Annotated in this window: 19 protein-coding genes; 6 read left to right on the top strand and 13 right to left on the bottom strand. The window is 64.8% G+C overall.

What is annotated here, in order from left to right; translation table 11 throughout:
* Window positions 1-48: 48 nt before the first annotated feature.
* On the bottom strand, window positions 49-2,235 hold the full coding sequence (locus tag D886_RS0109090) for an OsmC domain/YcaO domain-containing protein (protein WP_027593622.1): 2,187 nt from the start codon (window positions 2,233-2,235) through the stop codon (window positions 49-51).
* A gap of 253 nt (window positions 2,236-2,488) precedes the next feature.
* Here D886_RS0109090 and D886_RS0109095 point away from each other — a divergent pair, with 253 nt between their 5' ends.
* From D886_RS0109095 to D886_RS0109115, 5 genes are all read left to right on the top strand, one after another.
* Entirely contained in the window at window positions 2,489-2,947 is a 459-nt protein-coding gene (locus D886_RS0109095; RefSeq protein WP_027593623.1) for a (2Fe-2S)-binding protein, read from the top strand.
* Entirely contained in the window at window positions 2,947-5,205 is a 2,259-nt protein-coding gene (locus tag D886_RS0109100; RefSeq protein ID WP_027593624.1) for a xanthine dehydrogenase family protein molybdopterin-binding subunit, read from the top strand. Before D886_RS0109095 ends, D886_RS0109100 begins: the two co-directional genes overlap by 1 nt.
* 17 nt (window positions 5,206-5,222) lie before the next feature.
* The gene (locus D886_RS0109105) at window positions 5,223-6,569 is read left to right on the top strand and encodes a cytochrome c (RefSeq protein WP_027593625.1); all 1,347 of its coding nucleotides are present in this window, start codon (window positions 5,223-5,225) and stop codon (window positions 6,567-6,569) included.
* A 223-nt stretch (window positions 6,570-6,792) separates the two neighbouring features.
* Window positions 6,793-7,821 (top strand): XdhC family protein, encoded by a 1,029-nt coding sequence (locus D886_RS0109110; RefSeq protein ID WP_027593626.1) that lies wholly within the window; start codon window positions 6,793-6,795, stop codon window positions 7,819-7,821.
* Window positions 7,803-8,387 carry an NTP transferase domain-containing protein gene (locus D886_RS0109115; RefSeq protein ID WP_256214972.1) on the top strand — a complete coding sequence of 195 codons (585 nt, stop codon included), beginning with the start codon at window positions 7,803-7,805 and terminating at the stop codon, window positions 8,385-8,387. Before D886_RS0109110 ends, D886_RS0109115 begins: the two co-directional genes overlap by 19 nt.
* Window positions 8,388-8,390: 3 nt before the next feature.
* Here the strand turns inward: D886_RS0109115 and D886_RS0109120 are convergent, their stop codons facing one another.
* From D886_RS0109120 to D886_RS0109170, 11 genes are all read right to left on the bottom strand, one after another.
* Window positions 8,391-9,209 (bottom strand): ABC transporter substrate-binding protein, encoded by an 819-nt coding sequence (locus tag D886_RS0109120; protein ID WP_027593628.1) that lies wholly within the window; start codon window positions 9,207-9,209, stop codon window positions 8,391-8,393.
* A 139-nt stretch (window positions 9,210-9,348) separates the two neighbouring features.
* Complete coding sequence (locus D886_RS0109125) at window positions 9,349-10,311, bottom strand: alpha/beta hydrolase (protein ID WP_155951412.1); 963 nt, start codon at window positions 10,309-10,311, stop codon at window positions 9,349-9,351.
* A gap of 87 nt (window positions 10,312-10,398) precedes the next feature.
* Window positions 10,399-11,679 (bottom strand): OprD family porin, encoded by a 1,281-nt coding sequence (locus tag D886_RS0109130; RefSeq protein WP_027593630.1) that lies wholly within the window; start codon window positions 11,677-11,679, stop codon window positions 10,399-10,401.
* Window positions 11,680-11,731: 52 nt separating this feature from the next.
* Window positions 11,732-12,601 (bottom strand): aldose 1-epimerase, encoded by an 870-nt coding sequence (locus tag D886_RS0109135; protein WP_027593631.1) that lies wholly within the window; start codon window positions 12,599-12,601, stop codon window positions 11,732-11,734.
* 92 nt (window positions 12,602-12,693) lie between these two features.
* Window positions 12,694-13,782 (bottom strand): mandelate racemase/muconate lactonizing enzyme family protein, encoded by a 1,089-nt coding sequence (locus tag D886_RS0109140; protein WP_027593632.1) that lies wholly within the window; start codon window positions 13,780-13,782, stop codon window positions 12,694-12,696.
* Complete coding sequence (locus D886_RS0109145) at window positions 13,779-14,588, bottom strand: NAD(P)-dependent oxidoreductase (RefSeq protein ID WP_027593633.1); 810 nt, start codon at window positions 14,586-14,588, stop codon at window positions 13,779-13,781. The genes D886_RS0109140 and D886_RS0109145 overlap by 4 nt, the downstream gene beginning before the upstream one ends.
* 67 nt (window positions 14,589-14,655) lie before the next feature.
* Window positions 14,656-15,945: an MFS transporter gene (locus tag D886_RS0109150; protein ID WP_027593634.1), complete on the bottom strand. Its 1,290-nt coding sequence runs from the start codon at window positions 15,943-15,945 to the stop codon at window positions 14,656-14,658.
* 86 nt (window positions 15,946-16,031) lie between these two features.
* Complete coding sequence (locus D886_RS0109155) at window positions 16,032-16,325, bottom strand: Dabb family protein (protein ID WP_027593635.1); 294 nt, start codon at window positions 16,323-16,325, stop codon at window positions 16,032-16,034.
* Window positions 16,326-16,338: 13 nt separating this feature from the next.
* Window positions 16,339-17,745, bottom strand: a complete 1,407-nt coding sequence (locus D886_RS0109160; protein ID WP_027593636.1) for an aldehyde dehydrogenase (NADP(+)) — start codon at window positions 17,743-17,745, stop codon at window positions 16,339-16,341.
* Window positions 17,746-17,782: 37 nt separating this feature from the next.
* A complete protein-coding gene (locus D886_RS0109165; RefSeq protein ID WP_027593637.1) occupies window positions 17,783-18,229 on the bottom strand; it encodes a nuclear transport factor 2 family protein in 447 nt (148 codons plus the stop codon).
* A 3-nt stretch (window positions 18,230-18,232) separates the two neighbouring features.
* Window positions 18,233-19,042: a dimethylmenaquinone methyltransferase gene (locus D886_RS0109170; RefSeq protein ID WP_033694028.1), complete on the bottom strand. Its 810-nt coding sequence runs from the start codon at window positions 19,040-19,042 to the stop codon at window positions 18,233-18,235.
* Window positions 19,043-19,214: 172 nt separating this feature from the next.
* Here D886_RS0109170 and D886_RS0109175 point away from each other — a divergent pair, with 172 nt between their 5' ends.
* Window positions 19,215-20,786, top strand: coding sequence for an IclR family transcriptional regulator C-terminal domain-containing protein (locus D886_RS0109175; protein ID WP_027593639.1), 1,572 nt, complete (start codon window positions 19,215-19,217; stop codon window positions 20,784-20,786).
* An 18-nt stretch (window positions 20,787-20,804) separates the two neighbouring features.
* Here D886_RS0109175 and D886_RS0109180 read toward each other — a convergent pair whose 3' ends face one another.
* A complete protein-coding gene (locus tag D886_RS0109180; RefSeq protein WP_027593640.1) occupies window positions 20,805-21,446 on the bottom strand; it encodes a LysE family translocator in 642 nt (213 codons plus the stop codon).
* Window positions 21,447-21,463 lie beyond the last annotated feature (17 nt).

Below are 21,463 nucleotides of genomic sequence, written 5' to 3' on the forward strand. Positions count from 1 at the left end.
AGGAGCAGCCTTGTGCTGCGAAGCGCCGCACAAGCGGCGCTCGGTCTATCAGGCAAACTTGGCCCGAGCTGCATGCAGCTTCTTGTAGCTCTCGATCAAACGCAAATGACGATCCAGCCCTTCCAGCTTCATGCTGGTCGGCGTCAGGCCGTGGAAGCGCACGCTGCCGTCCACCGAGCCCAGCACCGCGTCCATCCGCGGGTTGCCGAACATGCGGCGGAAGTTGGTTTCGTAGTCTTCCATCTCCAGTTCATCATCCAACACCACCTCCAGCACCACGTTCAACGCCTGGTAGAACAGGCCACGCTCGACGGTGTTGTCGTTGAACTGAAGGAACGCCTCAACCAGCTCCTTGGCATCTTCGAAGCGCTGCACGGCCAGGCAGATCAGTAGCTTCAGCTCAAGAATGGTCAACTGGCCCCACACCGTATTGTCGTCGAACTCAACGCCGATCAACGTGGTGATGGTGGTGTAATCGTCCACATCGCAGTTGTCCAGGCGCTTGAGCAGCAACTTCAGCGAACGGTTGTCCAGGCTGTGCAGGTTGAGGATGTCAGCGCGGAACGACAAGGCCCGGTTGGTGTTGTCCCAGATCAGGTCCTCGACCGGGTAGATCTCCGAGTAACCCGGCACCAGGATGCGGCACGCGGTGGCACCGAGGTTGTCGTACACCGCCATGTACACTTCTTTGCCCAGGTCTTCGAGGATGCCGAACAGGGTCGCAGCTTCCTGTACGTTGGAATCTTCGCCATGGCCAGAGAAGTCCCACTCGACGAACTCGAAATCGGCCTTGGCGCTGAAGAAGCGCCACGACACCACGCCGCTGGAGTCGATGAAGTGCTCGACGAAGTTGTTCGGCTCGGTCAGCGCGTGGCTTTCGAAGGTGGGCTGCGGCAGGTCGTTCAGGCCTTCGAAGCTGCGGCCCTGCAACAACTCGGTGAGGCTGCGCTCCAACGCCACTTCCAGGCTCGGGTGCGCGCCGAATGAGGCGAACACGCCACCGGTGCGCGGGTTCATCAAGGTCACGCACATGACCGGGAACTCACCGCCCAGCGATGCGTCCTTGACCAGCACCGGGAAGCCCTGCTCTTCCAGCCCCTGAATACCGGCAACGATGCCCGGGTACTTGGCCAGCACTTCCTGCGGTACATCCGGCAGGCACAGTTCGCCTTCGAGGATCTCGCGCTTCACCGCACGCTCGAAGATTTCCGACAGGCACTGCACTTGCGCCTCAGCGAGGGTGTTGCCAGCGCTCATGCCGTTGCTGAGGAACAGGTTCTCGATCAGGTTGGACGGGAAGTACACCACCTCCTGGTCCGACTGGCGCACGAATGGCAGCGAGCAGATGCCCCGCGCAGTGTTGCCCGAGTTGGTGTCGTACAGGTGCGAGCCGCGCAGCTCACCGTCGGGGTTGTAGATTTCCAGGCAGTTCGCGTCGAGGATCTCGCTGGGCAGCGCGTCCTTGGGGCCCGGCTTGAACCACTGCTCGTTCGGGTAATGCACGAACGGCGCGTTAGCGATGTCCTCGCCCCAGAACTGGTCGTTGTAGAAGAAGTTGCAGTTCAGGCGCTCGATGAACTCACCCAGCGCCGAGGCCAGCGCGGCCTCCTTGGTCGAACCCTTGCCATTGGTGAAGCACATCGGCGACTGTGCATCGCGCACATGCAGCGACCACACGTTGGGCACGATATTGCGCCACGAGGCGATCTCGATCTTCATCCCAAGGCCCGCGAGAATCGCCGACATGTTGGCGATGGTCTGCTCCAGCGGCAGGTCCTTGCCCGGGATGTAGGTGCTGGTGTCCGATACCGGCATCAGCAGCCCCTGGGCATCGGCGTCGAGGTTGTCCACCACCTCGATGACGAATTCAGGCCCGGTCTGCACGACCTTCTTTACCGTGCAACGGTCGATGGAACGCAGGATGCCCTGGCGGTCCTTCTCGGAGATGTCTTCAGGCAGCTCGACCTGGATCTTGAAGATCTGGTTGTAGCGGTTTTCCGGGTCGACGATGTTGTTCTGCGACAGCCGAATGTTTTCGGTGGGGATGTCGCGGGTCTGGCAGTACAGCTTCACGAAGTAAGCCGCGCACAGGGCCGAAGACGCCAGGAAATAGTCGAACGGCCCCGGGGCCGAACCGTCGCCTTTGTAACGGATCGGTTGGTCGGCGATCACCGTGAAGTCGTCGAACTTGGCTTCGAGACGGAGATTGTCGAGAAAATTGACCTTGATTTCCATGCGGGATTACCGTGAGTTAAGCGTGCAAAACGAAATTGGCCGGCATTATCCGGGTTTTTCGCCTGGAAGTCCTGTTTGCCTGCCGCCAACGCCTGCCTTGCGCATTCCGCCGAATTCCTTGCCTGATCCTCCTGACCTGTCGGCAGCGCCTGCTCGCCGGTCGTAGCGCTGTGCTAGCGTTTCTGGATTGGGGGCAACGTATCCCCACTCACGACGACAACGCGACAGCAAACCGATGATGAGCAGGTGAACCATGGAACTACGCATCAACCAGAAGACCTATCAGGTCGAGGCCGACGCTGACACGCCCCTGTTGTGGGTGATCCGTGACGACCTGGGGCTGACCGGCACCAAGTATGGCTGCGGCCTGGCGCAATGCGGCGCTTGCTCGGTGCTGGTGGACGGCAGCGTGGTGCGCGCCTGCGTGACCCCGGTGGCAGGCGTGGTCGGGCGCGAAGTGACCACCATCGAGGCGATCGAGGACGACGCCGTTGGCAAGCGCGTGGTCGCGGCCTGGGTCGAGCACCAGGTGGCGCAGTGCGGCTACTGCCAGTCAGGCCAGGTGATGGCCGCCACGGCGCTGCTCAAGCACACGCCCCAGCCCAGCGACGCGCAGATCGATGCCGCGATGGTCAACCTGTGCCGCTGCGGCACTTACAACGCCATCCATGCCGCCGTCCACGACCTTGCGGCCCAGCGGGAGGAGGCGTGATGAACACGCGTATCGATACCCCTGCCGAGCTGTCGGCGCTGCCGCTGGGTGAGCCGGTTAACCTGTCACGCCGCCGCTTCCTGCTAGCCTCGGCGGGCGCCGCCGCGGGCGCGCTGGTACTCGGGTTTGGGTTGCCGCTGGGCTCGGCACGGGTCCAGGCCGCCACCACCGCGGCCCAGGAGCGCGGCACACAAGTGCCGGCCTTCCTGGAAATTCGCCCGGACAGCACCGTGCGCCTGCTCTGCCCGTTCATGGAGGGCGGCCAAGGCACCTACACCGCCATGGCACAGATCGTCGGCGAAGAACTGGACGCCGACCCGGCCACGTTCCTGGTCGACAGCGCGCCGCCTGGCGAAGCTTACGTGGTGATGGAAAACGGCATGCGCATCACCGGCGGCAGCATGTCGGTTCGCATGAGTTACCCGACCATGCGCCGCCTCGGCGCCCTGGCCCGGGCCATGTTGCTGCAGGCAGGTGCCGAGCAGTTGGGGGTGCCGGTCGACGAACTTTCCACCGAACCCGGCAAGGTTATCCATGCAGCCTCAGGCCGCTCGGTGCCCTACGGCGAACTGGCCGAGCGCGCCCTCGACCTGCCGGTGCCAGACCCGGCCAGCGTGAAGCTGCGCGACCCCAGCCAGTTCCGCTGGATCGGCAAACCGGTGCGCCGGGTCGATGCCTATGACAAATCCACCGGCAAGGCCGTGTACACCATCGACATCAAGCTCGACGGCATGCTCCACGCCGCCGTCCAGCACGCACCGCGCCTGGGCATGACGGTTGGCAGCCTGCGCAACGAAGCACAGGTCAAGGCCATGAAAGGCGTGCATTCGGTGCATCAACTACCCGGCGCGGTGGCGGTGGTCGCCGAACGCTGGTGGCATGCCAAGCGCGCAGTCGAGGCCCTCCAGGTGGACTGGCAGGAGCCCGGCAGCGATTCGCCGGTAAGGCCAATGCCGGCCGACTTCTCCAGCGACGCCTATCGTGACCGCCTGGCCACCGAGCAAGGCCCGGCCCGCGACGAGGAAAACCAAGGCGATGTGGCCGGGGTGCTGGCCAAGGCCAAGACCAAGGTCGAGGCGACCTACCACAACCAATACCTCAACCACGCCCAGCTCGAGCCGCCCTCGGCGCTCGCCCGCTTCAACCCCGACGGTTCGCTGGAGGTGTGGTTGCCCAACCAGGCGCCGGACATGTTCCGCGACGACATCGCCAAACGCACCGGCCTCGACCCTGCGCGCATCACCCTGCACTCCCCCCTGCTGGGCGGCTTTTTTGGCCGGCATTTTCTGTACGACTCGGCCAACCCCTACCCACAGGCCATCGCCCTGGCCAAAGCGGTGGGCCGCCCGGTCAAGCTGATCTGGAGCCGCGAAGAAGAGTTTCTGCGGGATGTGTTGCGACCGCTGGCGGTGGTCAAGTTCCGTGGGGCACTGGATGACGATGGCCTGCCTGTCGCGATAGAAGCCGTGAGTGCCACCGAAGGCCCGACCGAGGCACTGGCCGGCAAACAAGGTGACAAGATCGACCCCACCGCCCTTGAAGGGCTGTCGGGCAAGTCGTACGCCATCGCCAACAAGCGCATTGCCCAAATCTACGTCAAAGGCCCGGTCATGCTCGGCTACTGGCGCTCGGTGGGCAACTCGCTGAACGACTTCTTCTACGAAGCCTTCCTCGACGAGCTGGCCGACAAAGGCGGCAAGGACCCTTATGAATTGCGCCTGCATCTGTTGCGCGACAACCCCCGCCTGACCACCCTGCTACAGGCGGTAGGCGAGTTGTCCGGCGGCTGGAAGCGTGGGCCATTCACCGCCGAGGACGGCAGCAAACGGGCACGTGGTGTGGCCATGGCCTCGCCGTTTGGCTCGGAGGCGGCGGTCATCGCCGAAGTGTCGATCGAGGACGGTCAGGTCAAAGTGCACGACATCTGGCAGGCCATCGACCCGGGCAGCATCGTCAACCCGGCGATCATCGAAGCGCAGGTCAACGGCGCCGTGGCCCTGGGCCTGTCGCAGACCCTGTTGGAAGAAGCGGTGTACATCGACGGCAAGCCCCGGGCGCGCAACTACGACCTGTACCCGATCCTGCCGCCTTCGCGCATGGCGCGGGTGCATGTGCGCATCGTCGAAAGCGGCGCGAAAATGGGCGGCATCGGCGAACCGCCGCTGCCCGCGGTTGCACCGGCGGTGGCCAACGCGGTAGCGCGGCTGACCGGCCAGCGCATCCGCAGCATCCCATTGAGCCGCTACACCTTCACCTGACAGGACAAGGAACGCCCATGACCCACAGCCGATTCGCAAGAACCGCCGGCTGGCTGGCGCTGCCGTGCCTGATCGCGGCAGGCCTGCTGGCCTGGTATGTCACCCGGGAGCCCGCGTCGCCTTTCGTGGCCGAACAAAACGCCAACGTCGACCCGGCGCTGGTCAGCCGCGGCGAGTACGTGGCCCGGCTCAGCGACTGCGTGGCCTGCCACAGCCTGCCCGACAACAAGCCGTTCGCCGGGGGCCTGGAGATGGCCACGCCGTTGGGCGCGATCCATGCCACCAACATCACCCCAGACCGGGACACCGGCATCGGCGGCTACAGCCTCGCCGACTTCGACCGCGCTGTGCGCCATGGCGTCGCCCCCGGTGGCCGGCGGCTGTACCCGGCCATGCCCTACCCCTCCTACGCCAAGCTCAGCGATGACGATGTGCGTGCGTTGTACGCGTTTTTCATGCAGGGCGTGCAACCTGCCAGCCAGCCGAATATCCCCAGCGATATCCCGTGGCCGCTGAACCTGCGCTGGCCCATCGCGCTGTGGAACGGGCTGTTTGCGCCCACTACGCCCTACGTGGCCAAGGCTGGCCAGGACGCCCTGTGGAACCGTGGCGCTTATATCGTCCAGGGCCCCGGGCACTGCGGCAGTTGCCATACCCCGCGCGGCCTGGCTTTCAACGAGAAGGCTCTGGATGAAGACGGCAAGCCGTTTCTGGCTGGCGCGCTGCTCGATGGCTGGTACGCGCCGAGCCTGCGCGCCGATCACAACACCGGCCTTGGGCGCTGGAGCGAAGCCGAGATCGTCCAGTTTCTCAAGACTGGGCGTAACCGGCATGCCGTGGTCTATGGCTCGATGACCGAGGCGTTCAACAACTCCACGCAGTTCATGGCCGACGAGGACCTGGCGGCAATCGCCCACTACCTGAAATCGCTGCCAGGCGATCCGCAACGTGACGGCACGCCCTGGCAGTACCAAGCGGCATCGGCGGCGGCGACACTGGAGCGCCCAGGCGCCCACACCTACGTCACGCGCTGCGCCTCTTGCCATGGGCTGGACGGCAAGGGCCAGGCCGAATGGATGCCGCCGTTAGCGGGCGCAACCTCGGCCTTGGCCGGCGAGAACGCCTCGGCGATCAACATCACCCTCAACGGCTCGCAACGCATTGTTGCCGCTGGCCTGCCCGATGCCTACCGCATGCCGGCCTTCCGCGAGCAATTGTCGGACCAGGAGGTTGCCGAAGTACTGAGCTTTGTGCGCAGCAGTTGGGGCAACCACGGCAGCGCGGTGGATGCACAGGCAGTGAGCACGTTGCGCGGGCACACCGACCCGGCCAGCAGCAGCCCAATCATCTTGCATATGCGATGAAGTTTCATCGAGAACGGCACGGTCTCTATAGGCGTTCACCTTGGGTTGCCGACCCTGTGGGAGCTGGCTTGCCGGCGATCACCGGCAAGGCCGGTGCCAAGCAGCGCGGCGCCTGCATCGCCGGCAAGCCGGCTCCCACAGAAGGGTGGATGAGTGATTTCCCCACATAACCCTGCTGAATCAGTAAAGGGTCGGCACAGGTATTACGCTTTGGAGAATGAGAATGGAAAGCATCGACCTGCTGGTATTGCGCACCGCCCGTGACTGGCTTGCCAGCGGTGAACGCGTCCTGCTGGCCACCGTGGCCCGCACCTGGGGCTCCTCCCCTCGCCCGGTTGGTTCGATGATGGCCCTGCGCAGCGACGGTCGCGTGGTCGGCAGCGTGTCCGGTGGCTGCATCGAGGACGATCTCATCCACCGTTACACCACCGCCTATGGCGGCCCTGGCATGCAGACCGGGCTGCCGGAGGTGGTTCGCTACGGCGTCAGCGCCGAGGACGCCCACCGTTTCGGCTTGCCCTGCGGCGGCACCCTGCAACTGATCCTCGAGTTCGAGCCATCGGCAGCACACCTGGCGCAACTGCTGGCCGGCCTGGACAGCGGTAGCCTGATACGCCGCGAGCTGGATGTGCGCAGCGGCGCAGCCACGCTTACGGCCAGCGCCACACCGGATCAGTTCAGCTTCGACGGCCAGCGCATGCTCAGCACCCTCGGCCCTGGCTACCGCGTGCTGCTGATCGGCGCCGGCGCGCTGGCCGAATACCTGGCGACCATGGCCCTGTTCAACGGCTTCACGGTGTCGGTGTGCGACCCTCGGCCCGAGTACATGGGCGGCTGGAGCGTCGAAGGCGTGGTGAAGCTGGCCGGGATGCCGGACGACGTGGTTCGCGCCTTCGCCCCCGACCTGCGCAGCGCCGTCGTCGCCCTCAGCCACGACCCCAAGCTCGACGACCTGGCATTGCTCGAAGCCCTGCACAGCCCGGCGTTCTATATCGGCGCCATCGGCTCGCGGCGCAACAGCCAGTTGCGCCGCGAGCGCCTGATCGAACACTTCGGCGAGACCGAAGCCAGCCTCCAGCGCCTGCACGGCCCTATCGGCATCTACATCGGCAGCAAGACCCCGGCCGAAATCGCCGTCAGCGTCATGGCCGAGATCCTTGCCGCCAAGAACGACGTGAGCCTGCCTGGCGCGGTCAACGTGACCAAGGCCAAGCTTGCCCGGGAGGCCGAGGCATGCCTGCACACCCCATGACCTGCGCCGCGCTGGTGCTGGCGGCTGGGCGATCGCAGCGTTTTGGCAGCGACAAACGCCTGGCACGGTTGCCTTCGGGGCAGACGCTGCTGGCAGCGACGCTGGCGCGTGCATTCGAGCAGTTCGCCGTGGTGCACATCGTGCTGCGCCCGGACGACGACGCGCAACAACTGGGCATCGACCCGCGTGCCCGGATCGTATGGGCCGACCAGGCCGAGCACGGCATGGGCGCCAGCCTGGCAGCGGGGGTCACCGCCCTGTTGCAGACCCCCGCCCAGGCGGTGGCGGTGCTGTTGGCGGATATGCCGTGGATCGCACCGCGTACCTTGCACACGTTGTGCGAGCAGGCCAGTGCTACACGTATCGTGCTGCCGCTGTACCAGGGCCAGCGCGGGCACCCGGTGGTCTTCGGCCGTGCCTTCTGGCCGGCACTGGCGCAGTTGCACGGCGACCAAGGCGGCAGGCAGGTCATCCTGGACAATCCGCGGGCGTGTGCCAGCGTAGCCGTCGACGATGCTGGGGTGGTGCTGGACGTTGACGTGCCTCAAGCCCTGACGTCGATGTGAGGGTCAGTGAGCGAGCCCTTGCGACTGCTGTTGCTGCCAACGTGCCAGGTTCTGCCGCATTAATTGCTCCGGCAACGTGCTGGACACGACCTGGGTCATCTCCCGCGTCAGCGCTTCGCGCAACTGCGGCTGATTGCAGGGCGACTGATGTGACACCGCCAGGTACAAGCCTTCGCTGGACACGGGCGGGTCCAGCACCTGCAGCTTGTCCTGCATGCCCAGCGTCTGCGCCAATGCCATGCCGGGGTACTGCTCGAAGACCACGTAGTCGCTGCGTTTGAGCAACAGTTTCTCGAAGGCCTGCTTGGCGCTGGGCACCGCTTCGAGCGTGAGGTTGGCCCTGGCATAGTCATCGAATTGCTGCCCATGGCTGTTATTGACCAGTGTCCCGCCTTTACGGCCTTGCAGGTCCGCCCATTGCTGATAGGCAAAGGCCCCTTGCTGGCGCACCCAGACCACGCTGGGCGTGTGCAGGAACGCGGGGCTTATGAAGTCCATCAGGTGGGTGCGCGCTTGGGTCAGAAAATACCCGGCCAGCAGGTCGATACGGCCCGTGCGCACTTCCTCCTGGGCACGCGACCAAGGCCCGCCATAGACCACCTCCACCTCCAGCCCGAGTTGCTTGCCCAAGTGCTTGAGTAAGTCGGCATTGGCACCGATCAACTGCTGAGGGTTGTGTGGGTCACGCCACAGGTACGGGGGGTATTCAGGGTTGCCAGTGGCCGTCAGGTGCTGGCATGCCGCCTGCGCACCCGCGCCCATCGGTAGCAGGAACCCGCACAGCATCAACAGCAAGGCGTGGCGAACGCAACGCTCGATCATCTACAACCCTCGGCACAAGTGGCACCCGGCGACCCGGCGTGGTCGCCAAAGGCTGCCACATCCCGTGGAAGACTGCAGCATCTGGCTTCGCGTGGTGTAGACAGTCTGGCCCCATAATGGCGGGCAGGCAGGTTTTTCGTCAGTACGCAGATGCCCCGCCGTCGGCGGAATCGAGGGTGCCCTGCGCCCACTGCAGCAACTGTACGGCCATTCGGTCCCAAGCCTGCTCGACCTCAGCCACCCCGACGGCGCGCAGGCTGGAATGCACCATCCCCTCGCCTACCCAGGCATCGGCCTGCACCCCATGCGCCGCAAGCGCGTCACAGTAGGCGATGCCGTGATCGCGCAGTGGGTCGACACTGGCCACCAGCACCCAGGCCGGGGCCAGCCCGGCGAAGTCATCCGCCTCCAACGGCATCGCGCAGGGGTCATCACGGTCGGCCTTGACCGGCAGAAACCCTTCTAGGGACTTCATCAGCCCCGCCACCGTCATCATCGGTGCCTCTGCATGCTGCTGCATCGACGGCAACTGCCGCCGGGCAGTCAGTACCGGGTACACCAGCAATTGCCCCACTGGCTGCGGCTGCCCGTCACGGCGCAGTGCCCTGCACAAGCCGGCCGCCAGGGTGCCGCCTGCGCTGTCGCCGGCGACCATCAAGCGGGCCTGGCTGAGGCGCGCATCGACCTGGCCACTGCGCAACGCCGACCACACCTTCAGGCAGTCCTCCAGCGGTGCAGGGTAGGCATGCTCTGGCGCCAGCCGATACTCGACCGCGACGATGGCGATCGGTGCCCGGCGCGCCAGGGCGTAAGCGAACCAGTCGTGGGTATCGAGGTTACCCAGGTCCCAGCCACCGCCGTGCAGGTACAGCAGCGTTGGCCAGCCACCTTCCGGTGCTGGGCCGGCGGGTTGATAGCAGCGCAGGCGCAGGCCCTGCAGGTCGATGTCCTCGATACCCCAGCCTTCAGGCGGTGGCGGTGTGCAATTGCGGCAGGCTTGCAGGAATGCCGAGCGCCGGGCGGCCAGGCTGTTGTCGGTCGCGGTGAAACGCTTGCTGTTGTCGATGTAGGCCTGCATGGCGGGGTCCAAGGGCTGGGGCACTGGTGTCTTCCTGGGGGGATGTGAATCGGTTCGGGATTGTTGGGGGCGCGTCTCGAAGGGGCTGCAAAGCAGCCCCAGGCCAAAGGCTCAGAACAGCGGCAAGGTATAGGCAATGATCACGCGGTTTTCGTCGCGCCGCCCGGTCGCATCTCCGCGCAGTTCGACGTTGCGCCAGCGCAACGCCAGGTTCTTCAGCGGCCCGCTCTGGATCACGTAGGTGACATCCAGGTTGCGCTCCCACTCACTGCCATCCTCCCCCGCCACCTTGAAGTTGTCCCCGCGCACATAACGGGCGAACGCCGTCAGCCCCGGTACGCCGAGGGCGGCGAAATCAAGGTCGTAGCGGGCCTGCCACGAGCGCTCCTGGGCACGGTCGAAGCGCAGCACCTGTACGGCGTTGGCAACCCCCGGCAGGTCAGTGTCATGAATGAACGGCAAGGCGCTGTCGCCTGCGTTGTATTGGTAGCCAAGGCGGAACGTCTGGGCCTTGAGGTTGGCGCTGAGCATCGCCGAAGTCATGCGGCTATCGAGATTGCCAGCCTTCTCACTGCCCGACTCGCCAGTATCGAGGTAGTTGAAAGTGCCGGAAAGGTTCCAGTCGCCGGCCTTGAACGCCTGGGTGCCGGTATACAAGGTTTGCTGGTAGACGTCGGCAAGGCGACCGGTCCACAGCCCCAGCGACGTCTGCGGGGTGGCGCGCCAGGTACCGCCCAAATAGTCGAAGCGGTCACTGAACACACTGTAGTAGTTGCCCACCTGAATGTCGCGAGCGCCGGCGAACTCGCGCTGGTTGACCTTGCGCATCTGGCCCAGGCCAATATCGAGGTTGTCCAGTTCGCGTATATCGAGCATCGCGCCTTCGAAAAACTGCGGCAGCAAGCGCGCATCGCCGGCGCTGACCAGGGGGATTTTGGGGAACAGCCCGCCCACCTTCAACTCGGTTTTCGAATACTTGAATTTGACCGCTGCCGTGGCCTCGGAAAACTCGTCAGCCGAACGCGGGTCAGCATTGCGGGGCCCACCCGCACGGTTGTAGGCGCCCGGCAGCAGCGCCGAGCCACTGCGCGATGGCGATGAATCCAGTTTTAGCCCCAGGCCGGCATAAACGTCCACGCCCACCCCGACCGTAGTGTCGGTGTAACCGGACTCACCTTTGAGGATGAAGCCCTGGGCCCACTCCTCCAGCTTGGACTGCGCAGGCTTGGTGGAGTCGCGCAGGTCGTGGTTGTAGTAGAAGTTGCGCAATGTCAGGTTGGCCTTGCCGTCCTCCAGAAAGGCCGCCTGGGCACACAGTGGGCCCAGCCCGAGCAGCAGCGACAAGGGTTTTGCAGCGCGAGCGAAGCCCGCTCCAGTCGAGGAGAGTTTCATTGTTGTTGTTCTCTTTTATTGTGGGTGTCGGGTACAGCGGTCGGCAAAGTTGTCAGCGTCGCTGCCAGGTAAATTCGAGGGTGGCTTCAAGCCGCTGGCCAGGGCCCAGCACCTGGGTGCCGGTATCGCCCCAGGCCTGTTCAGGCTGGTTGAAGGCATTGGCCAGGTGCGAAACCGGCTCCAGGCACAGGTAGCGGCTGCCGGCCGGGGCAAAGGCAACGAAATGGCTCAGGGGTGGGCTTGCCTGCAGTTTGAGGCTGCCCGCCGGGTAATCGAGTTCCAGTAGCCCATCCCAGCAGGACTGGTAGTGCGCCAACGCCTGTACGTCATCGGCGTCAATCGACACAGGCTGCGTGGCCTGCCGAAAGCCGCCGGTAGCCAGGTACTGATCATCGATCTGCCATTCCCGCCCAACCTGGTAACGTACTTTCAGCCCCGCATGGCGTTTAAAATACGGGTGCAGCCCCAGGCCCGCAGGCATGGGGGAATCCCCCTGGTTGAGCAGCGCCAGGACGATACTCAAGCGATTGCCTTCGAGCACGAAACGCTGTTCGGCACGAAATGCCCAGGGCCAGTGCTCGCCTTGGTAATCGCAGGCAAGGGTCAACTGCCCGGCACAGGGTTCCAGCACGTGCCACGCCAGTGTGTGCGCCACCCCATGCAAGGTGTGCGGCCGCGCTGCGGGGTGAGCCGGCAATGTATAGGCCTGCCCTGCAAACTGCAGTTGGGCATTGCGAATACGGTTGGAGTACGGCACCAGCGGGTACGCGCCAGCCCGCGGCCAGTCGAGCGGGTCGAAGTGCTCGGCCGAGATCGGCAGCAGCACGTCGAGCCCCTCGGCACGCAGGTGGGCGATACGCCCACCCCAGGCAGGAAGCAGCCCGACAGACCAGGTGGCGTTGCTCAGAACCAACGGTTGCATAGGACCTCCGATGCCCTTTCACGGGCACACGTCGCCCCTGCCGCCGCGCCGTGGCACAGCGGAGGGGAGCAATTACGGGATACGCGCCAGCGTCAGCGGCGGTAGCGCTCGGCGACTTGCACGTCGATGTCCAGGCCAAGGCCGGGGCCCTGCGGGATCTGCAACAGGTTGCCCTGGCGCAATTGCTCGACCGGGTACAACCAGGCCGCCGGTTCGACGAACAGGTACTCCACTTGTGGCACGCGTTGTTGCACCGCCGCCAGGTGCAAGGTGGCGATCAGGCCGGGGCCGAAGTACGGGCAGTGCGGCAATACCACGGCGTTGTGCTGGTCGGCGAGCGCGGCGATGCGCAGGCATTCGGAAATACCCCCGACCTTGGTCACGCTGGGCTGGATCGAATCGACCGCACCTGCCACCAGCGCCTGCTCGAACTGCACGGCAGTGCACCAGTTCTCGCCAGCCGACAACGGCACACCCTGGCCGCGCAAGCTGGCCAACGTGGCGAAATCTTCCGGTGGGAATATCGGCTCTTCCAGCCAGGCCAGTTGCAGGTCCGCCAATGCTGGCAGCCAGGCACGGGTGTCCACAGCTGTCCAGGCGCAGTTGACGTCGGTCGCCAGCGGTATGTCGTTGCCAACGGCGTCGCGGCAGGCGGCGATCTCTGGCAACGTCACCTCATGCAACTTGATGTCACAAAAGCCCATGCGCAATGCCTTTTCGCAGATCGCCGGTGCCACCTCATCATCGGCATAACGCACCAGGCTGGCATAGGCTGGCACCTGCTCGCGGTGGGCTTGGCCCAGCAGGCGATGCAAGGGCACGCCCTCGCGGCGGGCGGCGAGGTCCCACAGGGCGATATCGACGCCGGAAATGGCAAACATCGTCACCCCATAACGCCCGAACAGGTGCAACCGCAACTGCAGTTCGCGGTTAAAGGCGGCGATGTCATCGACCTGGCGGTGCAGCAGCAGCGGCGCAATCAGGCGATCGATCAGGGCCTTGGTGGCATCGGCGACGAAGTAGCCAAAGGCTTCGCCCCAGCCGACGTTACCCTGCTCGTCTTCCAATCGAATCAGCACGTTTTCCAGCGTGTGCCAGGTGGTCGGCGTGATGCCCAGGCCCTTGCCGCCATCCTGGAAAGGAATTTCCACGACCTGGGTATCGATACGGACGATTTTCATGCTTGCTCCAGAACACTGGCCAAAGGCACACCGGCGTAGGCCCCCCCAACGTGATCGCGGCCAGAGCCTACCGGCGCCATGGCCTCGTAGGCCAGGAAGTCGTCGGCCAGATGATCGCTGGCATTATCCTGGGGGCAATAGCCCAGCGCACGAGCGCGGCGGTTATGGAAGAACGCATCCGGGCACTCCGACACGCCATAGACGATCTCGTGACGCACCTGCGGGTGCTCCAGGCCGATCAGCACCAACTGCGCCAGGTCGCGGGCGCTGGTCCACAAGCGCAGCCGACGGGCGTCGGCCACCTTGGGGTCGGCATTGCCGATGCGCACGACGAATGTGGCCAGGTCGCTGCGCTGCGAAAACATGGCGCAGGCCGCTTCGCCAAACACTTTGCTCAAGGCGTAGTAACTGTCCGGGGCCACCGGGCTGTCGTCGAAATGAGTGGCCGCCTGGCTGTGGTACTGGCCCAGCACATGGTGGCTGCTGGCAAACACGAAGCGCTTGGCGCCAGCCCGTTGCGCGGCCTCGAGCAAGTACAGGGTGGCATGGTAGTTGGGCTGCACAGTGCTCTGAAAGTGAATGTCGGTGCCGTGGGCGCAGGCCAGATGAAGCACCGCGTCAACGCCTTCGGTGGCTTGGCGGACGAAGGCCGGGTCGGTCAGGTCGCCGACCAGCGCAACTTCGCCTGCGTTCAACTCGGTGACCGGCCTGCGGTCCAGCAGGCGCAGGGTGAAACGCTCGCGCAGGTAAGGGCGCAGCGCGGTTCCGACGATACCGGCGGCGCCGGTGATAAGAAGCGTAGGCATGGCGAATTCCCAAAAACGTGTGAAGTGCAGAAGCCCAGCGGGTTGCCCCGCTGGAGGTGCCATCAAGTCAAGCGGTAGCGACGGCTGCTGCCTGTTTTGCCGGTTTCTGGCCGACGAACAAGGCGACGATCAAGGCCCCTACAACCCCTAGCGCCGCCGCCAGGCCAAAGCCGCTGGCGTAGGTGCCGGTGGACTGGATAATGAACCCGGTCACGGTCGGCGCAACGATGCCCGAAAGGTTGGCCAGCCCGTGCATGAAACCACCAGCCGTACCGACCTGATGATCGGGCACGGCATCCTGGATCAACGACCAGTAAGCCGGCGCAGTCAGCATCAAGAAGCCGATCGCCACGGTCATGACCGCGACCGTACTGGTCACGCTTTGCACCTGCCCGGTCAAACCGATGCACACTGCCGCAATCAGCAGGCACGTAACCAGCACCACCTTGCGCGAAAACAGTTGCTTGCCGGTGCGTTTGAACACCCAGTCGATCAGCAGCCCACCGCAGACGAAGCCGACAGTGCCCACCAGCCATGGCAACGCGGTGACAATACTCATGGCTTTCAGGTCGATGCCCTTGGCGTCGATCAGGTAACTGGGGAACCAGGTCATGAAGAAATACAGAATGTAGTTGTAACAGAACAGCGAGACACCGGTGACCAGCACCGAACGCTGCAGGATGATCTGCAAAACCGGCGTGCGCGGCGCTTCTTCCACGGCGGTCACGGGGGCTTCGCGGCCCTCGTTGATCAGCGCCAGTTCTTCGGCCGAAACCTGCGGGTGTTCCTTTGGCGTGGACGCTGCCATGCGCCACCAGGCAATGGCCCAGAGCACGCCGATCACTGCGATGACCACGAAGGCCACTCGCCAGCCCAGCCACAACGCGAGGAAACCGACGATGGGCCCGGCCAAGGCGCCGCCCAACGGGCCGCCCGCCTGGTTGATACCAATGGCGCGGGCACGCTCCTTGATCGGGAACCAGCTGTTCACTGTCTTGTTGGCCGTGGTCGAAACCGGCCCTTCACCTACACCGAACAGGGCGCGAACGATCAGCAGCGACCAGAAGTTGAACGCCAGGGCGGTAGAGCCACACAGCACCGACCAGAAGCTCATGGACCAGGTCAGTACGCGTTTGGGGCCGTAACGGTCGGCCAAGTAGCCACCGACGAAACAGAACAGCGCGTAACCGAAGAAGAAGCTGCTGAAAATCATGCCCTTCTCGGCGGGCGTGAGGTGGTATTCCTGGGTAATGAAAGGCATGGCGATCGACAAGGCAGCGCGATCGACATAGTTGATGATCATGGCCAGAAACAACAAGGTCAGGATCGTCCAGCGGTAGTTCTTTTTCTTGTTCATGTACGACTCCGCCCGGCACCTGTGATGCCGGATCTTTTTTGTTATAGCGCCTGGCCCCGTCAGCGAGCCGGGCGCTGATCAGAGGTCTAGACGCTGTAATCCACCGCTACCCACTCGAAGTACTGTTTAAGCTCGGCGACCAGGGCCTGGTGCGCCGGGTGTGGCAGGTAACGCTGCACGGCCTGGGCATCGTCGAAGCTGGACTCGAGGATGTAGTCCCAGCAGATCGGCCGATCCAGTTCGTTGGCGGCGACTCTCCAGTCGCGAATGAAGTCGATTTCTTCCGTGAGGCCGCGCATCCGCGCCACCAGCCTGCCTTCCAGTTCAGGCTGGGCATCCACCCCGGCCAGCCGGCGGAACAACACGATATGTCGCATCATCGCCCTGCCCTCCTCATCCCAGCACCCAGGCCGGTGCGTCCTGCAAGGTGACCGGGCGCAAGAACCGCTCGATGGCCGCAAAACCCACCGAGGTGGTCTGTGGTGCAGTGGAGGCCGGCCATGGCCCGCCATGCTGCTGGGCATGGCACACGGCAACACCTGTGGGCACGCCGGCGAACAATACCCGCCCGGATACCCGCTGCGCAGCACGCAACAACCGGCGGTTGTCCTCGCTGTCGGCGTCCAGGCCCCACAGCGTGGTGGTCAGGGTACCGCCCACCGCATCCAGCACGTCGGCGACCTGGCTGATCGACTGCGCGGTGACGACCAACGCGGCCGGGCCGAACATCTCTTCACGCAAGTGCGCATTGGCAATGAAAGCGGCCGCGTCGGTGGCAAATAGCCGCGGCGCGGGGCCGGCACCCTCGGGCTGCTGCGCGAACAACGGCCGGGCATGCTCGGCCACGCTGGCGGCAGCGGCCTCAAAGCCTTGCTGCATGCCGGGGGTGAGCATACGGTGCGTGCGGATTGGCGCAATGGCTTCGGCCAATTGAGCGATGAAGCGCTGGCTGAGCGGCGAATCCAGCAGCACGATCACACCGGGGCTTGTGCAGAACTGGCCACAGCCAAGGGTGATGGAGGCGGCCAGGGTCTTGGCCAGGCCTTCGCTGTCGTGCTGCAGGGCGGATGGCAGCGCCACCAACGGGTTGATCGACCCCAGCTCACCGAAGAACGGCACCGGGCGGGCACGGGCATTGGCCGCCTGCCACAAGGCTTTACCGCCTTGGTAGGACCCGGTGAACGCCACTGCGGTAATCGAGGGGTGCTGCACCAGGTAGGTACCCGCGGCGCGATTGGGGGCTTCGGCCAAGGTCAGCAGGCCTTCCGGCAAGCCCTGGGCACGCACCACGGCCGCCGCCAAGGTGAATACGGCGCGAGACAGCTCAGGGTGGCCGGCGTGCGGCTTGACCACCACCGGGCAGCCGGCAGCCAGCGCCGAGGCGGTGTCCCCACCGAGCACCGAGAAGGCGAACGGGAAGTTGCTGGCTGAAAACATCGCCACCGGGCCCAGTGGCCGCTGGATACGTGACAGCCGTGGGCGGCCAGCGGGAGGAGCCCCCGCCACTGCGGCATCGTCGACTCGGCGGTAAGGCACGCCGGCTTCTACTTCAGTGGCAAAGCCGCGCAGCTGAAACGCGGTACGGGCGACTTCACCGTTGAGGCGTGCCTCGCCCAGCCCGCTCTCACGGTCGGCGATAGCGACCAGGTCCGGCTGGTGCTGCTCCAGCGCATCGGCCAGGCCGCGCAGCAACGTGGCGCGCTGGCTGGCGCTGGCGTCAGCCCAAACGTGCGCAGCGGCAGCAGATTTGGCCACGATGGCGTCGATGGCGGCCAGGTTGGGGTCTTGATGAGAGGTCATTGCTTTACTCCTGAATCGTTCAGTGCAGCCACCGTGCTCAACGAGCCTTCGGCTCCAGGTGATAGCCACGGCCGACGTAGTCGAAATCGACCAGTTCGTTGATTTCCACGTCCTGCTGCGCTGGCGAGGCGTAATAGGCGCGGATTTCCTTGATCAACCCGGTCTGCTCATCGAACAGGTACCACTCGTCCCCACGCACCGCAGTGCCAAGCTTGCGCTTCCAGTGGGTCCACTCGATCACCGCTTCGTCGCTGTCATGGCTGACCAGGATCTTTTCGATGGTCCACTGCGAGCCCAGCTGCTCAACGCACCACACCCATTTGCGGGCGATGGTGTCTGCGCTGCGCCAAGGGATTTCTGGCAAGCCCGCCGGAAAGTAGTGCACCGCGTCAGGCGTGAAGCAGGACACCAGTTGGTCGTAATCACCTGCGTTGCAGGCAGCGAAATAACGGCGGATCAGTTGCGCATGCTTGTGCTCGGCCATGGTTCAGACCCCCTGTTGGGTGATGATCGACGGGATCGCCGGGCGGCCAGCGGCAACCCAGGCATGGTAGTCGGAGACCGACGCCGGGCTCGGCGGGTACACGCCCCACAGCGCTTCGCCGGCCGCGATGCGCATGGCCAGGTAGTGCTCGATGTCGTCTTGCACGCTGCACACCTCGGCCATTTCCTCGGCCAGGTGCGCAGGCACCACGGTCAGGCCATCGGCATCACCGACGATGATGTCGCCGGGGTACACGGCCACGCCGGCACAACCGATCGGGACCTGAAGGTCGGCCACGTGGTGGTAGGAGATACGCGTGGTGGCGGTAATTTCCCGGGCATAGGCCGGCAGGTTCATGGCAGCGATCTCGCTGCCATCGCGCAGGGCGCCATCGGTGACGATGGCCTTGGCCCCCCGGGCCAGCAGGCGGGTTACCAGAATATTGCCGGCCGAGGCGGCAGCGGGGTCGTTGCGGCTGTCGATGACCAGCACGTCACCCGGTTGAATCTGCTCCACGCCCACCCATTGCAGGTTGTCGTCATTGGGCTTGGTGGTCATGGTCGAATAGGTGTCGATGTCTTCACGGGCCGGGATGAAGCGCATGGTGAAGGCACGCCCGGCGAACGGTTTTACATCACGGGTCATGGCACGCAAGCCAACCAGCGCCGGCTGGCGGAAGCCACGCTTGAACAGTTGAGTGGTCAGCGAGCCGCTGCTGCACGTGGCGAGCTTGGCAAGCACTTCGTCGCTCACCTCGACCTGTTTGGCAGAGACGCTCTCGTGGGCATCGGCGTAGTTATGGATGACGGACATTGTTGTAGGTTCTCCTCGCGGGTTCATCCGATGATCGGCCCAGGCGAAATCCCACAATGTGGGACACATAATCGCTTCAAGCCCTGCTGAGGCTGATTCTATGGCGGAAAATCCCGCTGAAAAGAGGCAGACTGTGCCCCTTGGCAACCGAGTTCCAAAGGGTGGGAAAACAATGAAAACGGGTGAAGGCACCGCAGCACTGGAAAAAGCCCTGGATGTGTTGCAGGCCATTGGCGCTACCGCTTCGGGCATCAGCCAGGCTGCACTGGCCGAGCAAGTACCGCTGCCGCGCACCACGCTGTACCGCATCATCGCCACCTTGGTGGAGCGCGGCATGATCCGCCGCGACCCGACCCGCAAGGTCTATCGCCTGGGCTTCAAGTACCTGGAGATGGTCCGTAACGCCTACCTGGAACCTGACCTGGTGGCGGCGGCCAGCGAAGAGCTGCGCGCGCTGCGCGACCTAACCGGGGAGACCTCGTACCTGGCGGTGCTCGATGGCAACCAGGTGTTATCGCTGGAGCGCTGCGAGGGCGCGCATACCCAACGCTCGGCGGCCAGCCTCGGCCAAGGCAAGCCGGTGTACTGCACGGGGCAAGGCAAGGCGATTTTGTCGGCGCTGCCTGCAGCCGCTCGCGATGAAATTCTCAAGGGGCTGGTTTTGGCACCGTTGACCCCTCTGACCATCACTGACCGCCGTCGGCTGCTGGCTGAGCTGCAGATCACCCAGACCCGCGGCTACGCCCTGGACGACGAGGAAATCCGCCTGGGTGTGCGCTGCGTCGCCGCACCGATCGTCGACAAGCAAGGCCAGGTGCGTGGCGCCCTGAGTGTCGCAGGGCCAGCCTACCGGCTGACCCTGGAACGCCTGACGCTGCTCGGCCCTGAACTGGCTGAGGCCGCACGCCGGGTAGGCGAGCAATTGCGCCCCGACAGCGCACCGCAAGCCGCGGGCGAACTCAGCGTGGTACCCGGGCCTTGGGCATTCCATGGCGCGTTTCCGCGCTGGCATGCGGGCCAGAAGCGCTTGTACTGGGCCGACACCCTGGCACCGGCGATCCACTGCTGGGACGGGCACACCAGCCGCCAGCTGACGCGCCTTGACCTGCCGGTACGCGGCATGGAGCTGCACCCCGACGGGCTGCTGGTGGCCCAGGCTGGCGGGTGGTCGTTGGTCGACTGGGAAGGCCATGAGCACCCGCGTCAGGACCTGCTCGGCAGCCGTCTGCTGGCGTTGGCCACGCACCCTTCGGGGGCCTTGTGGGCGTGCGCGAAGACTGCCAGTGGTTGCCTGATCGGCGAACTGAGTGCTGAGGGCGAGTTGCGCCATGGCTGGTCGCTACCGGAGCAAGTCAGTGCCTTCCGCTGGGACGCCAAGGGCACAGCGGTGTATGCACTGGCCCCGGAAGCCGGTGACATCCTGCTGCTGCAGCCGGGCAGCAGCAGCGTGCGCAGGCTCGCCTCGCTTCCCCTGGGGGGTGGCCGGCTTGGCGGTTTGGCGCTGGACAGTGAAGGTGGGGTGTGGACCACCCAACTGGACGGTTGGAGCGTGGCACGCTTCGATGCCGACGGTAATCTGGACCGCATGATAGGCCTGCCGGTGCCGTGCCCTACAGACCTGTGCTTTGGCGGGGAAGCGGGGGCTACCCTGTTCATCACCAGTGCGCGGCAGGCCCTGAAACTCGAAGCGTTGGGCAATGCACCGGACTCAGGATGCCTGCTGCAAATGCATACACGGGTTTGAGGGCCCTGCGGTTAACCTTTACGCGGCCTGACGACGCATGGTCAAAATGGCCGCACCGAAGCCAATGAAGGTCGTCCCCACCACCCGGCTCACCCAGCGCGAAAGGCTGGGCCGGGTCAACACGCCCTTGGCACGCGAGGCCAGCGCGGCGTACAGGGTCAGCGAAACGAGCGACAAGGCGACAAAGATCCCGGTCAGGATCAGGAACTGCGGCAGCAACGCTGCACCCTGATCGATGAACTGCGGGAACAGCGCCGTGAAGAACATGGTCGCCTTGGGGTTGGTCACCGCCGTCAGGAACGCCGATTTGTACAGTTTCATCGGCGTCGGGCGTTGCTTGGCCACCCCTGCCTCCGCCCCCGCCTCCAGCATCGGGCCTTTCTTCAACAACTGCCGTGCGCCGAGGTAGAACAGGTACGCGGCACCGATGATCTTGACCGCATTGAAAAGGACTTCAGAGCTGGCCAACAAGGCGCCCAGCCCGAGCATGGCCGCTGCCGACAGGCAGAACAGTCCCGAACCATTGCCTAGCGAGGACCAGACAGCGCTGCGCTGCCCGTGGGCCAGGCTATTGTTGATCGCCATCAGCGTTGCAGGGCCAGGGCTGGCGATGGCGATCGCAGCGACCAGGGTAAAGGCAAGAAGCGAGTGAGAATCCATTTTCCAGGCTCGATTTA

It is taken from the genome of Pseudomonas sp. LAIL14HWK12:I7 (genome assembly GCF_000483465.1).
Taxonomy (GTDB): Bacteria; Pseudomonadota; Gammaproteobacteria; order Pseudomonadales; family Pseudomonadaceae; genus Aquipseudomonas; species Aquipseudomonas kermanshahensis.